This window comes from Caulobacter sp. FWC2 (genome assembly GCF_002742625.1).
Lineage (GTDB): Bacteria > Pseudomonadota > Alphaproteobacteria > Caulobacterales > Caulobacteraceae > Caulobacter.
This window is the reverse complement of the sequence record NZ_PEBF01000001.1, coordinates 2,211,480-2,224,145: the sequence shown is the minus strand read 5'-3', so window position 1 is coordinate 2,224,145 and position 12,666 is coordinate 2,211,480. Positions and strand designations below refer to the sequence as shown.

Sequence of the window (12,666 nt, the reverse complement as noted above, 5' to 3'; positions counted from 1 at the left end):
CTCACCCGCCCACGGCGGCGCGCCAGGCGCCGACGAGCGCGTCGACGGACGTCGCGGTCAGGTTGAACACGAGATTGGGATAGATACCCAGCAGCAGGGTCATCGCGATCAGCGGAACGAACAGCACGATCTCGCGCGCGTCCAGATCGGTGATGGTCTTCAGCTCGGGATTGGTGATCTCGCCGTACATCACCCGACGATACAGGGTCAGGGCGTACATGGCCGACAGGATCACGCCGGTGGCCGCCACGATCGCTGTCCAGGTCGACGCCTTGTAGACGCCGGTCATGGTCAGGATTTCACCGACGAAGCCCGAAGTGCCCGGCAGGCCGACATTGCCCATCGTGAACAGCAGGAACACGAAGGCGTAGTGCGGCATCCGGTTGGTCAGGCCGCCGTAGAAGGCGATCTCGCGAGTGTGCATGCGGTCGTAGACGACTCCGACGCAGAGGAAGAGCGCGCCGGAGATCACCCCGTGGCTCAGCATCTGGAACAGAGCGCCCTGCTCGCCCGCCGCGTTGCCCGAGAAGATGCCCATGGTCACGAAGCCCATGTGGGCGATCGACGAATAGGCGATCAGCTTCTTGATGTCGGTCTGACGGAAGGCGACCAGCGAGGTGTAGACGATGGCGATGGCCGACATCGCGAACACCAGCGGCTGGAACATCTCCGAGGCGTTGGGGAACATCGGCAGGCTGAAGCGCATGAAGCCGTAGCCGCCGAGCTTCAGCAGGATGCCGGCCAGGATGACCGAACCGGCCGTCGGCGCCTCGACGTGGGCGTCGGGCAGCCAGGTGTGGACCGGCCACATCGGCATCTTCACCGCGAACGAGGCGAAGAAGGCGAGCCACAGCCAGGTCTGCAGCCACGGGGCGAACTTGAACGTCATCAGCGCCGGGATCGACGAGGTGCCGGCGATATTGATCATGGCCAGGATGGCGGCCAGCATCAGGATCGAACCCAGCAGCGTATAGAGGAAGAACTTGTAGGCCGCGTAGATCCGGCGCTTGCCGCCCCAGATGCCGATGATCAGGAACATCGGGACCAGGCTGAATTCGAAGTAGAGATAGAACAGGATCAGGTCGAGCGCGCAGAACACGCCGATCACCAGGGTCTCCAGGACCAGGAAGGCGATCAGATATTCGACGACGCGCTTCTCGACCGACTTCCAGCTGGCGATGATGCAGATCGGCAGCAGGAACGCAGTCAGCAGGACGAACAGGATCGAAATGCCGTCCACGCCCATGCGGTAGTGGAGGCCCGCGAACCAGGCGAAGTCTTCCACGAACTGGAAGCCCGGGTTCTTCGGGTCGAACTGGAGGGTCAGGACGATCGACAGGCCGAACGTGACCAGGGTGGTCGCGAGTGCGATCCACTTGGCCAGGGTGTCGGTCTTTTCGCTCGCGCCACTGAAGGCGCGCGCGGCGAGGATCACCGCGACGCCGATGATCGGCGCGAAGGTCGTAAGGCTGAGAAGGCCGCTCATGAGCTCCGTCCCCCTCAACGGAAGGCGTACAGGGCGAAGGTCAGCAGGCCGGCGACGCCGAGCAGCATGACAAACGCGTAGTGATAGAGATAGCCGGTCTGCAGCTTGCCGGTGCGCCTGCCCACCTCATACGAGAGTTTGCTGACGCCATCCGGGCCGAGGCCGTCGATGATCTTCTGGTCGCCGCCCTTCCAGAACAGGTCGCCGAGGAACTTGGCGAAGCGCACGAAGGTGGCGTCGTAAAGCTCGTCGAAGAACCACTTGTTGTAGAAGAAGACGTACAGTGGACCCTTGCGTTCGGCCATCTTCAGGCCGAGGCGCTCGTCGCCCTTCAAGAGATAGACGTAGACCGCGACCAGCAGGCCCAGGATCGAGGCGATCAGCGGGCTCCACTTCACCCACTCGGCCACTTCGTGCGCCTGGTGGAGCACGTGGTTGGTCGGGGCGTTGTAGATGGCGCCGCGCCAGAACTCTTCCTGGTGGTGGCCGACGAAGTAGTCGGTGAACACGAAGCCGGCGAAGACCGCGCCCAGCGACAGGACGACCAGCGGGAACAGCATCACCCACGGGCTTTCGTGCGGCTTATGGTCGTGACCATGGCCGTGATCGTCGTGCGCGTGGTCATCGGCCAGCGGCTCGTCATGGGTCTCGTGCGCGTGAGCGTCGTGACCATGGGCTGCGTGGGCGTCACCGTGGGCGTGATGGTCGTCATGACCCCAGCGCGCCTTGCCGTTGAAGGTGAAGAAGGCCAGGCGCCACGAGTAGAACGACGTCAGGCCCGCGACGAGCACGCCGATCACCCAGGCGAACATGCCGATGCCGTTGTTCTGGCCGGCCGCGAAGGCCGCTTCGATGATGGTGTCCTTCGAGTAGAAGCCGGCGAAGCCCAGGTGCAGCGGCGGGAAGCCCAGACCCGTGATGGCGATCGTGCCGATCGTCATGGCGATGAAGGTCACCGGCAGCAGCTTGGCCAGGGCGCCGTACTTCCGCATGTCCTGCTCATGGTGCATGCCGTGGATCACCGAACCGGCGCCCAGGAACAGCAGGGCCTTGAAGAAGGCGTGGGTAAACAGGTGGAACATGGCCGCCTGATAGGCGCCGACGCCGGCCGCGAAGAACATGTAGCCCAGCTGCGAGCAGGTCGAGTAGGCGATCACGCGCTTGATGTCGTTCTGGGTCAGGCCGACCGTGGCGGCGAACAGGGCCGTCACCGCGCCGATCACCGTGACGATGTTCTTGGCCACCGGGGCGTATTCGAACATCGGCGACAGCAGGCACAGCATGTAGACGCCGGCGGTGACCATGGTGGCCGCGTGGATCAGGGCCGAGACCGGGGTCGGGCCTTCCATGGCGTCCGGCAGCCAGGTGTGCAGGAAGAACTGCGCCGACTTGCCCATCGCGCCGATGAACAGCAGGAAGCAGGCGATATCCATCAGCGGCCAGGTGTGGCCCGCGAATTCCCAGGTCTTGCCGGCGTGGCTGGCGATCATCGGGAACAGCTCGGCGAACTGGATGGTGCCGAACGCCCAGAAGGTGGTCATGATGCCGAGGGCGAAACCGAAGTCGCCGACCCGGTTGACCACGAAGGCCTTGATGGCCGCCGCGCTGGCCGACGGCTTCTTGTACCAGAAGCCGATCAGCAGGTACGAGGCGAGGCCCACCCCTTCCCAGCCGAAGAACAGCTGCATGAAGTCGGCGGCGGTGACCAGCGACAGCATGGCGAAGGTGAACAGCGACAGGTAGGCGAAGAACCGCGGCTTGCTGTCGTCCTCGGCCATGTAGCCCCAGGAGTAGATGTGCACGAGGGCCGAGACCGTCGTGACCACGATCAGCATGGTCGCCGACAGGGCGTCGATGCGGATCGACCAGTCAGCCTGGAAGTCGCCGATGTGGATGAACGGCAGCAGGTGAACGGTGAAGGCCTCCATGTGCCCCCAGGTCCACTGGCTGAACGTGTACCAGGACAGGCCGCAGGCCAGGATCAGCGCGCCGGTGGTGACCGACTGCGACGCCACGTCGCCGATGCGGCGGCCGAACAGGCCGGCGATGGCCGCGGCGATAATCGGCGCGAAAACGAGAATGGTGACAAGTATGTGGGTGACTGGCGTCTGCATGACGTCGCTTAGCCCTTCATCATGCTGGCGTCGTCAACCGCGATATCGCCGCGGTTTCGGAAGAAGGTGACGAGAATGGCCAGACCCACGGCCGCCTCGGCGGCGGCGACGGTCAGCACGAACATGGCGAAGATCTGCCCCGCCACATCGTGCAGGAAGGACGAGAACGCCACGAGATTGATGTTCACCGCGAGCAGGATCAGTTCGATCGACATCAGGATGACGATGACGTTCTTGCGGTTCACGAAGATGCCGAAGACGCCGATCGTGAACAGGATCGCGGCGACGACGAGATAGTGCGACAGGCCGATCATTCGGAGATCCCCTCACCCGGCTTGATCTGGACCAGTTCCATGCCGGTCTTCGGCGTACGGGCGACTTGCTTGCCGATGTCCTGGCGCTTGACGCCGGGCTTGTGACGCAGGGTCAGGACGATGGCGCCGATCATGGCGACCAGCAGCACCAGACCGGCCAGCTGGAAGAAGAAGACATAGTCAGTGTAGAGCACGCGACCGATCGCCTCGGTGTTCGGAACACCGCCCGGCGAAGCGTTCGGCAGAGCGTTCCGCGACGCCGCGCCGTTGGTGGCGACCGCAGCCACGACCATCACCATCTCGGTGGCGATGACCAGGGCGATCGCGCCACCGAACGGCAGGTACTGTACGAAGCCCTGGCGGAGCTCGGCGAAGTCGACGTCCAGCATCATGACGACGAACAGGAACAGCACCGCGACCGCGCCCACATAGACGACGATGAGCAGCATCGCCAGGAACTCCGCGCCCAGCAGGACGAAGAGACCGGCGGCCGAGAAGAAGGCGGTGATCAGGAAGAGCACCGAGTGCACGGGATTCCGAGCCGACACGACGAGCAAGCCCGCCGCGATGGTCGTGAAAGCCAGCAGATAGAAAGCGATCGCCTGCAAGGGCATTGGCCCAGGGCTCCCCTGAAATCTTACGTTCGATGACGCTACGCCTTACGGCGCACCGCCTGCTTCGGATTCGCGCCCGTCTTTAACGGTAGGGCGCGTCCAACTCCAGATTCTTCGCGATCAGGCGCTCCCAACGGTCGCCGTTATCGAGAAGACGTTCCTTGTCGTAGTAAAGTTCTTCGCGGGTTTCGGTCGCGAACTCGATGTTCGGACCTTCCACGATGGCGTCCACCGGGCAGGCCTCCTGGCACAGGCCGCAGTAGATGCACTTGACCATGTCGATGTCGTAGCGGGTAGTGCGGCGGCTGCCGTCCTCGCGCGGTTCGGCTTCGATGGTGATCGCCTGGGCCGGGCAGATGGCTTCGCAGAGCTTGCAGGCGATGCAGCGCTCTTCGCCCGAAGGATACCGGCGCAGGGCGTGCTCGCCCCGGAAGCGCGGCGACTGCGGGCCGCGCTCGTTCGGATAGATCACCGTCTTCTTCGGCGCGATCATGTACTTCATGGCGAGGCCAAAGGCGCCCGCGAAGTCCAAAAGGGCCGCGCCCTTGACCGCTTGAGTGATGCGCTGGAACACCAGAGCTCTCCTAAACCTATACTTCAGAGGAGGTGCGTTGGCCCCTCCCCGTCTCGACGTGGGCCATGAGCCCTATTTCGGCCCGCGCGGGATCACGCAGGTGTAGTTCGACAGCTGAGCGGGGTCGCCCCCGTCCTGCTTGGCCTGGATCACGCCGCCCGAGGCCTTGCACTTGTCGCCTTCGCGGCGGAGGTCGTCATAGCTGACCACCCCGTCGCCCAGCGAATAGGACCGATCCGTCGCCGCGACGCCCGCACAGGCCGTCAGGACAAGTCCGGAAAGACCTACAGCAAGGATCGTGGCGCGACGCATCAGGTCCCCGGACCGAACACGCGCCAGGCGGCCACCGCGGCGACCAGCACCAGCGAGGTCGGCAGGAACACCTTCCAACCCAGGCGCATCAGCTGATCGTAGCGGTAGCGCGGCACGATGGCCTTCGCCATGGCGATCATGAAGAACCAGAAGCAGATCTTGGCGTAGAAGACCAAGGCCAGGGCGAACTTGCCCCACCAGCCCCACATGGCCACCAGATCGACCGGAATACCCAGGTTCCAGCCGCCGAAGAACAGCACGCTGATCATGGCGCACATCAGGACGATGTTCGAATACTCGGCCACCATGAACAGCAGGTACGGCGTCGAGCTGTACTCGACCTGGTAACCGGCCACGAGTTCGGATTCGGCTTCCGGCAGATCGAAGGGCGGACGGTTCGTCTCGGCCAGGGCCGAGATGTAGAACATGCCCATAGAGACAACCATGATCGGCAGCAGGACCAGGTTCTTCAAGCCGCCGCCGAAGACGTTCCAGTTCCAGAACCAGCCCGACTGCTTCTCGACGATGGTCGAGAGGTTCATCGAACCGGCCAGCAGGATCACCGTGATGATGATCAGGCCGATCGAGACCTCGTACGACACCATCTGCGCCGCCGAACGCAGCGCGCCCAGGAACGGGTACTTCGAGTTCGAAGCCCAGCCGCCCATGATGATGCCATAGACGCCCAGCGAGCTCATCGCCAGCAGATACAGGATGCCGACATTCAGGTTCGAGACGACCCAGCCCGGCGCGAACGGCACCACGGCCCAGCCCACGAAGCCCAAGACCAGGCTGAGCAGCGGCGCCAGGATGAAGACGATCTTGTCGGCGCCGGCCGGGATCACGATCTCCTTCAAGACGAACTTGAGGAAGTCGGCGAACGATTGAAGAAGACCAAAGGGACCAACGACGTTGGGCCCTTTGCGCATCTGGACGCCGGCCCAGATCTTGCGGTCGGCCAGCAGCAGGAAGGCCAGGCTCAGCAGGACCCAGATCACGACCAGCAGGATGCCGCCGGTCGTCAGGCCAAACCAGAGAAGCGGAGAAGTCGAGCCCACGATTTACTCCGCAGCGATCTTGGCGGCGCCGGACGCCACGGCCGCGCATTCGGCCATGGTCACGCTGGCGCGCGCGACGGGGTTGGTCAGGTGGAAAGCCTTGATCGGGCTTTCGAACGGCGCGTCGGAGATCTCGCCGTCAGCGCCCAGGGCGCCGACATCGAACGAAGTCGCGACCGAGCCCGGCGCGTAGTCGATCTGGCCGAAGGTCGGGTGATCGGCGAACAGCTTGGCGCGCAGTTGGTCCAGGCTGTCGTAAGGCAGCTTGCAGCCCAGCACTTCGGAGAGAGCACGAAGGATCGACCAGTCTTCCTTGGCCTCGCCCTTCGGGAACACCGCGCGGCGGCCCATCTGGACCCGGCCTTCGAGGTTCACGTAGAGGCCGTTCTTCTCGGTGTAGGCGGCGCCCGGCAGGATCACGTCGGCCTTGTGGGCCCCGTTATCGCCGTGCGTGCCGAGATAGATCTTGAACGCGTCCGAAGCGGCGGTTTCGCACTCGTCGGCGCCCAGCAGGAACAGGACGTCCAGAGCGCCTGGCTTCAGCATGTCGGCCGTGGCCAGACCGCCCTCGGCCGGGACGAAGCCCATGTCGAGACCGGCGACGCGCGCGGCGGCGGTGTGCAAGACGTTCCAGCCGTTCCAGCCCTCGCGGACGACCTTGACGGTCTTGGCGAGGCCGGCGGCGGCCTTGAGGATCGCCGCGCCATCGGCGCGGGCCAGAGCGCCCTGACCGATGATGATGGCGGGACGCTCGGCGGCCTTCAGGGCGTCGATGAAGCCGCCCTTGCTCCTGGCCAGGCCCGACAGCGTCTTGGCGCCGGCGCCGAGGTAGTCGTAGTCGAACGTCAGGTCGGCTTGCTCGCCGATGACGCCGAAGCGGGTCTTGCCGGCGATCCACTGCTTGCGGAATCGGGCGTTCAGGACCGGGGTCTCGATGCGCGGATTGGCGCCGACGAACAGCACGACGTCGGCGTTCTCGATGCCTGCGATCGTCGAGTTGAACAGCCAGCTTTCGCGCGGGCCAGCGCCGAGAGCGGCGCCGTCCTGGCGGCTGTCCAGGTTCTTCACGCCCAGGGCGGTGAAGAGGTCCTTGGTCGCCTTCAAGCTTTCGGCGTCCTGCAGGTCGCCGGCGATGACGCCGATGCGCTCAGGCGCGGTCGTCTTAACCTTGGCGGCGATGGCGGCGAAGGCTTCGGCCCAGGTGGCCGGCTTCAGGCTGCCGCCGATGCGGACGTACGGACGGTCGAGACGCTGACGGCCCAGGCCGTCGACAGCGTAACGCGTCTTGTCCGAGATCCACTCTTCGTTGACGTCGTCGTTGTTGCGCGGCAGCACGCGGAGCACGGCGGCGGCGCGGCTGTCGACACGGATCCACGAGCCCAGCGCGTCCATGACGTCGATGCTCTCGGTCTTCTTCAGTTCCCACGGGCGGGCTTCGAAGGCGTAGGGCTTGGAGGTCAGGGCGCCGACCGGGCACAGGTCGATGACGTTGGCGCTGAGCTCCGACGTCACCGCCGCGCCCAGATAGGTCGTGATTTCAACGTCTTCGCCGCGCGAGATCAGGCCGATTTCCGGCGAGCCGGCGACTTCGGTGATGAAACGGACGCAGCGGGTGCACTGGATGCAGCGCGTCATCACGGTCTTGATGAGCGGGCCCATGGCCTTCTCTTCGACCGCCCGCTTGTTCTCGTCATAGCGGCTGTCGTCGCGGCCGTAGCCGACGGCCTGGTCCTGCAGATCGCACTCGCCGCCCTGGTCGCAGATCGGGCAATCCAGCGGGTGGTTGATGAGCAGGAACTCCATCACCCCTTCGCGGGCCTTCTTGACCATCGGAGTCTTGGTGAAGATCTCCTGGCCCTCGGCGGCCGGCAGGGCGCAGGACGCCTGCGGCTTCGGCGGGCCGGGCTTCACTTCGACCAGGCACATCCGGCAATTGCCGGCGATGGACAGGCGCTCGTGATAGCAGAAGCGCGGGATTTCTTCCCCGGCCAGTTCCGCGACCTGCAGAACCGTCATGCCGGGTTCGAATTCGACCTCGACGCCGTTGACCTTGGCGATAGCCATTCTTGTTACTCCGCCGCGATCAGCTTGGCGCCCTGCACGTGCAGGCGACCGCTACGATAGGAAGCAATCCGGTCTTCCACCTCGTGGCGGAAGTGACGGAACAGACCCTGGATCGGCCAGGCGGCCGCATCGCCCAGGGCGCAGATGGTGTGCCCTTCGACCTGGGTCGTGACGTCCAGCAGGGTGTCGATCTCTTTCGGATCGGCCTCGCCGGTCGCCATACGCTCCATGACGCGCCACATCCAGCCGGTGCCTTCGCGGCACGGCGTGCACTGGCCGCAGCTCTCGTGCTTGTAGAAGTACGACAGGCGGGCGATGGCGCGGACCAGGTCAGTGGACTTGTCCATGACGATGACGGCGGCCGTGCCGAGGCCCGAACGCAGGTTGCGCAGAGCGTCGAAGTCCATCGGCAGGTCTTCGCACTGCTCGGCCGGGATCATCGGCACGGAAGAACCGCCCGGGATGACGGCCTTCAGGTTGCCCCAGCCGCCACGGATGCCGCCGCAGTGATCTTCCATCAGCTGACGGAAGGGGATGCTCATGGCTTCTTCGACGTTGCAGGGCAGGTTCACGTGGCCCGAGACGCAGAACAGCTTGGTGCCGGCGTTGTTAGGGCGGCCGAAACCGGCGAACCACGACGCGCCACGACGCAGGATCGTGCCGGCGACGGCGATGCTCTCGACGTTGTTGACCGTGGTCGGCATCCCGTAGAGGCCCGCGCCGGCCGGGAACGGCGGCTTCAGGCGCGGCTGGCCCTTCTTGCCTTCCAGGCTCTCCAGCAGGGCCGTCTCTTCGCCGCAGATATAGGCGCCGGCGCCGTGGTGGACGTAAAGATCGAAGTCCCAGCCGTGGACGTTGTTCTTGCCGATCAGCTTGGCCTCGTAGGCCTGCTTGATGGCGGCTTCCAGCACTTCGCGCTCACGGACGTATTCGCCGCGAATATAGATGTAGCAGGCGTGGGCCAGCATCGCGCGCGAGGCGATCAGGCAGCCTTCGATCAGGAGGTGCGGATCATGCCGCATGATCTCCCGGTCCTTGCAGGTGCCCGGCTCGGATTCGTCGGCGTTGACGACCAGGTAGTGCGGACGACCGTCCTTCACTTCCTTGGGCATGAACGACCACTTCAGGCCAGTGCCGAAGCCCGCCCCGCCCCGGCCGCGCAGGCCGGAGTTCTTCATGTTGTCGATGATCCAGTCGCGCCCCGCGTCCAGGATGTCCTTGGTGCCATTCCAGCAGCCGCGCTTCTTCGCGCCCTCGAGGCCCCAATCGTGGAGACCGTAGAGGTTCGTGAAGATGCGGTCCTTGTCTTCGAGGATACCGACCATGACTCAGCTTTGCGGATCGAATGGATGGGCGCGCACATAGCGCGTCCGACGAATGATGACATAGGCGAAAAGCAGCCAGCCGGCGGCAATCGTGACCAGACCGGCGATGACGGCCCAGAACGGGGCGCCCTGCACGGTGCGACCCCAGATCAGCAGGATCGCGCCCAGCAGGCAGGCCACGAAGCCCACGCCGCGTTCACGGCGATGCAGGCCCCGGATGGTGTCGGCATAGGCCGCGCGGCGGGTGTTGAGCGCGCTGTCGTCGATCATGACGAAGCGCCCTCCGCCTTGGTCGCGCGCATCCAGCCCAGGATGAACCAGACTTGCGCCCCAAGGCCCGCGACGATGGCCAGGATGAAGACGGGCTTGGCCCACCCCAGTCCCAATGACACCGCGCCATAGATCGAGACGCCAGCCAGCAGGAAGCAGACCACGTCGATGGCGAGCATCGTGGTCAGGCGCTTCTTCTGAAGGGCGGCGTCGGCGGTCATGTTAGGCGGTCGGCTCCGGCCCATTTACTTTGCTTGAGGGGGCCTTCGTAGCCTTGGGCTTCTCGGGCAGGTTCGGGATCTTGATCTTCTTGGCGTAGGTGCCGTCGTAAAGCTTCGGATCCGTCAGCGTGTGGATCGCGCCCTTCGGCTCCGAGGCGCCGCGGCCGTCGTAGCTGCCCGGCTTCGGGTCCTTGCCAGCCGCGAAGTCGTCGAGGATCTGGGCCAGGCTCTCCGGCGTCAGGTCCTCGTAATAGTAGTCGTTGATCGCGGCCATCGGGGCGTTGCAGCACGCGCCCAGGCATTCGACCTCTTCCCAGCTGAACTTGCCGTCGGCCGAGACGTGGTTGGCGTCGCCGATCTTGGCCTTCAACACGGCCTTCAGGTCCACAGCGCCGCGCAGCTGGCACGGCGTGGTGCCGCACAGCTGCACGAAGGCGACCTTGCCGACCGGCTGCAGCTGGAACATCACGTAGAAGGTGGCCACTTCCAGCACGCGGATAACCGGCATCTCTAGCTGCTTGGCGATCTCCTGGATCGCCGGCTCGGAAATCCAGCCTTCCTGCTTCTGGGCCAGCCACAGCATCGGGATCACCGCCGACTGCTTGCGGGCGGCGGGATACTTGGCTTTCCACCAGTCGGCCTTGGCCTGGCTGTCGACCGAGAAGGCGAAGCTGGCGGGCTGTTCCTTGGCGAGACGGCGTACGCTCATTGGGGGGCGCTCATCGTGCGAAATCCACGCGGACGATCTTGTCGTCCTTGAAGGTGTAGATGGCGGCGACCTGGAACGGCGCGTCGCCGTTACCGCGGTCGACATGCTCGTGGTCGATCACATTCGCACCGACCACGATGCGGTTCAGAAGCTTCGCGTGGTTCTTGGGAAACTCGGCGAAGGTCTTGGCGTAGAAGGCGCGGTAGGCGTCGAGGCCCGTGCGCGCCACGTCGCCGTTCAGACCCGCCACGACGACGTCGTCGGCGAAGTGGGCGCAGTGCGCGTCCAGGTCCTGGGCGTTATAGGCGTCCAGCTGAGCTTGGGCGACCCTTTCGAGATTAGGGGCTTCAAGGCTCACCGGTCGACCTCGCCGAACACGATGTCGAGCGAGCCCAGAATGGCCGAGACGTCGGCCAGTTGGTGGCCGCGATTCATCCAGTCCATGGCCGCCAAGTGCGAGAAGCCCGGCGCCTTGATCTTGCAACGATACGGCTTGTTGGTGCCGTTGCTGACCACGTAGACGCCGAACTCGCCCTTGGGCGCCTCGACGGCCGCATAGACCTCGCCTTCCGGCGTCTTGAAGCCTTCGGTGTAGAGTTTGAAGTGGTGGATCAGGGCTTCCATCGAGCGCTTCATCTCGGCGCGACGGGGCGGGCTGACCTTGTTGTCCTCGGTCAGCACCGGGCCCGGCGTGCCGCGCAGCATGGCGACGGCCTGCAGGATGATCTTCGTCGACTCGCGCATTTCCTGCATGCGGCAGAGATAGCGGTCGTAGCAGTCGCCGTTCTTGCCCAGCGGGATGTCGAACTCGAACTCGTTGTAGTTCTCGTACGGCTGGTTGCGGCGCAGGTCCCAGGCGATGCCCGAACCGCGCACCATCACGCCCGAGAAACCCCAGGCCCAGGCGTCTTCCTTGGTCACGACGCCGATGTCGACGTTGCGCTGCTTGAAGATGCGGTTGTCGGTGATCAGACCCTCGATGTCGTCGCAGATCTTGGGGAAAGCCTTCGCCCACGTCTCGATGTCGTCGATCAGGCTGGGGGTCAGGTCCTGGTGGACGCCGCCCGGACGGAAATAGTTGGCGTGCAGGCGAGCGCCGCAGGCGCGCTCGTAGAACACCATCAGCTTCTCGCGCTCCTCGAAGCCCCAGAGCGGCGGCGTCAGGGCGCCGACGTCCATGGCTTGGGTCGTCACGTTCAGCAGGTGGTTCAGGACGCGGCCGATCTCGCAGAACAGCACGCGCACGATCTGGCCGCGCTTGGGCACTTCGACGCCGAGCAGCTTTTCGATGGCCAGGCAGAACGCATGTTCCTGGTTCATCGGCGCCACGTAGTCGAGGCGGTCGAAGTACGGGATGTTCTGCAGGTAGGTCCGCGCTTCCATCAGCTTCTCGGTGCCGCGATGCAGCAGGCCGATATGCGGATCGACGCGTTCGACGATTTCGCCGTCCAGCTCCAGCACCAGGCGCAGCACGCCGTGCGCGGCCGGGTGTTGCGGGCCGAAGTTGATGTTGAACTTGCGGACCGGCGTCTCCGGGATGGCCGGAGTCGTCGGTTCGTCACGGAAGAAGTCGGTCGCCGCGGCGGGCGCGTTCGTTCCAGTCAT

At 64.8% G+C, this 12,666-nt stretch carries 14 protein-coding genes; all 14 read right to left on the bottom strand.

Annotation, left to right across the window (positions count from 1 at the left end; translation table 11 throughout):
- Position 1: 1 nt before the first annotated feature.
- Positions 2 to 1,504, bottom strand: a complete 1,503-nt coding sequence (locus tag CSW62_RS10655; protein WP_199170568.1) for an NADH-quinone oxidoreductase subunit M — start codon at positions 1,502 to 1,504, stop codon at positions 2 to 4.
- On the bottom strand, positions 1,501 to 3,600 hold the full coding sequence (nuoL, locus tag CSW62_RS10650) for an NADH-quinone oxidoreductase subunit L (protein ID WP_099577604.1): 2,100 nt from the start codon (positions 3,598 to 3,600) through the stop codon (positions 1,501 to 1,503). Before nuoL ends, CSW62_RS10655 begins: the two co-directional genes overlap by 4 nt.
- Positions 3,601 to 3,608: 8 nt before the next feature.
- Positions 3,609 to 3,914 (bottom strand): NADH-quinone oxidoreductase subunit NuoK, encoded by a 306-nt coding sequence (gene nuoK / locus CSW62_RS10645; RefSeq protein WP_099577602.1) that lies wholly within the window; start codon positions 3,912 to 3,914, stop codon positions 3,609 to 3,611.
- Positions 3,911 to 4,528, bottom strand: coding sequence for an NADH-quinone oxidoreductase subunit J (locus CSW62_RS10640; protein ID WP_099577600.1), 618 nt, complete (start codon positions 4,526 to 4,528; stop codon positions 3,911 to 3,913). Before CSW62_RS10640 ends, nuoK begins: the two co-directional genes overlap by 4 nt.
- Positions 4,529 to 4,610: 82 nt before the next feature.
- Positions 4,611 to 5,102 carry an NADH-quinone oxidoreductase subunit NuoI gene (gene nuoI / locus CSW62_RS10635; RefSeq protein WP_056051151.1) on the bottom strand — a complete coding sequence of 164 codons (492 nt, stop codon included), beginning with the start codon at positions 5,100 to 5,102 and terminating at the stop codon, positions 4,611 to 4,613.
- Positions 5,103 to 5,174: 72 nt separating this feature from the next.
- Positions 5,175 to 5,414 (bottom strand): hypothetical protein, encoded by a 240-nt coding sequence (locus CSW62_RS10630; protein ID WP_099577598.1) that lies wholly within the window; start codon positions 5,412 to 5,414, stop codon positions 5,175 to 5,177.
- Complete coding sequence (gene nuoH / locus CSW62_RS10625; RefSeq protein ID WP_099577596.1) at positions 5,414 to 6,475, bottom strand: NADH-quinone oxidoreductase subunit NuoH; 1,062 nt, start codon at positions 6,473 to 6,475, stop codon at positions 5,414 to 5,416. Before nuoH ends, CSW62_RS10630 begins: the two co-directional genes overlap by 1 nt.
- Positions 6,476 to 8,536 (bottom strand): NADH-quinone oxidoreductase subunit NuoG, encoded by a 2,061-nt coding sequence (gene nuoG / locus CSW62_RS10620; protein ID WP_099577594.1) that lies wholly within the window; start codon positions 8,534 to 8,536, stop codon positions 6,476 to 6,478.
- A gap of 5 nt (positions 8,537 to 8,541) precedes the next feature.
- On the bottom strand, positions 8,542 to 9,861 hold the full coding sequence (gene nuoF, locus CSW62_RS10615; protein WP_099577592.1) for an NADH-quinone oxidoreductase subunit NuoF: 1,320 nt from the start codon (positions 9,859 to 9,861) through the stop codon (positions 8,542 to 8,544).
- 3 nt (positions 9,862 to 9,864) lie between these two features.
- Positions 9,865 to 10,131, bottom strand: coding sequence for a hypothetical protein (locus CSW62_RS10610; protein WP_099577590.1), 267 nt, complete (start codon positions 10,129 to 10,131; stop codon positions 9,865 to 9,867).
- A complete protein-coding gene (locus CSW62_RS10605) occupies positions 10,128 to 10,352 on the bottom strand; it encodes a hypothetical protein (RefSeq protein WP_099577588.1) in 225 nt (74 codons plus the stop codon). The genes CSW62_RS10610 and CSW62_RS10605 overlap by 4 nt, the downstream gene beginning before the upstream one ends.
- 1 nt (position 10,353) lies before the next feature.
- Positions 10,354 to 11,061 carry an NADH-quinone oxidoreductase subunit NuoE gene (gene nuoE, locus CSW62_RS10600; RefSeq protein WP_099577586.1) on the bottom strand — a complete coding sequence of 236 codons (708 nt, stop codon included), beginning with the start codon at positions 11,059 to 11,061 and terminating at the stop codon, positions 10,354 to 10,356.
- Between the two features lie 10 nt (positions 11,062 to 11,071).
- A complete protein-coding gene (locus tag CSW62_RS10595) occupies positions 11,072 to 11,419 on the bottom strand; it encodes a nuclear transport factor 2 family protein (RefSeq protein ID WP_099577584.1) in 348 nt (115 codons plus the stop codon).
- Positions 11,416 to 12,666, bottom strand: a complete 1,251-nt coding sequence (locus tag CSW62_RS10590) for an NADH-quinone oxidoreductase subunit D (protein ID WP_099577582.1) — start codon at positions 12,664 to 12,666, stop codon at positions 11,416 to 11,418. Before CSW62_RS10590 ends, CSW62_RS10595 begins: the two co-directional genes overlap by 4 nt.

Coding starts and splice junctions, on each gene's coding strand:
- CSW62_RS10590 (WP_099577582.1), bottom strand. CDS start 12,666: ATGACTGGAACGAACGCGCCCGCCGCGGCGACCGACTTCTTCCGTGAC.
- nuoF (WP_099577592.1), bottom strand. CDS start 9,861: ATGGTCGGTATCCTCGAAGACAAGGACCGCATCTTCACGAACCTCTAC.
- nuoK (WP_099577602.1), bottom strand. CDS start 3,914: ATGATCGGCCTGTCGCACTATCTCGTCGTCGCCGCGATCCTGTTCACG.
- CSW62_RS10640 (WP_099577600.1), bottom strand. CDS start 4,528: ATGCCCTTGCAGGCGATCGCTTTCTATCTGCTGGCTTTCACGACCATC.
- nuoG (WP_099577594.1), bottom strand. CDS start 8,536: ATGGCTATCGCCAAGGTCAACGGCGTCGAGGTCGAATTCGAACCCGGC.
- nuoL (WP_099577604.1), bottom strand. CDS start 3,600: ATGCAGACGCCAGTCACCCACATACTTGTCACCATTCTCGTTTTCGCG.
- CSW62_RS10630 (WP_099577598.1), bottom strand. CDS start 5,414: ATGCGTCGCGCCACGATCCTTGCTGTAGGTCTTTCCGGACTTGTCCTG.
- CSW62_RS10610 (WP_099577590.1), bottom strand. CDS start 10,131: ATGATCGACGACAGCGCGCTCAACACCCGCCGCGCGGCCTATGCCGAC.
- CSW62_RS10605 (WP_099577588.1), bottom strand. CDS start 10,352: ATGACCGCCGACGCCGCCCTTCAGAAGAAGCGCCTGACCACGATGCTC.
- nuoE (WP_099577586.1), bottom strand. CDS start 11,061: ATGAGCGTACGCCGTCTCGCCAAGGAACAGCCCGCCAGCTTCGCCTTC.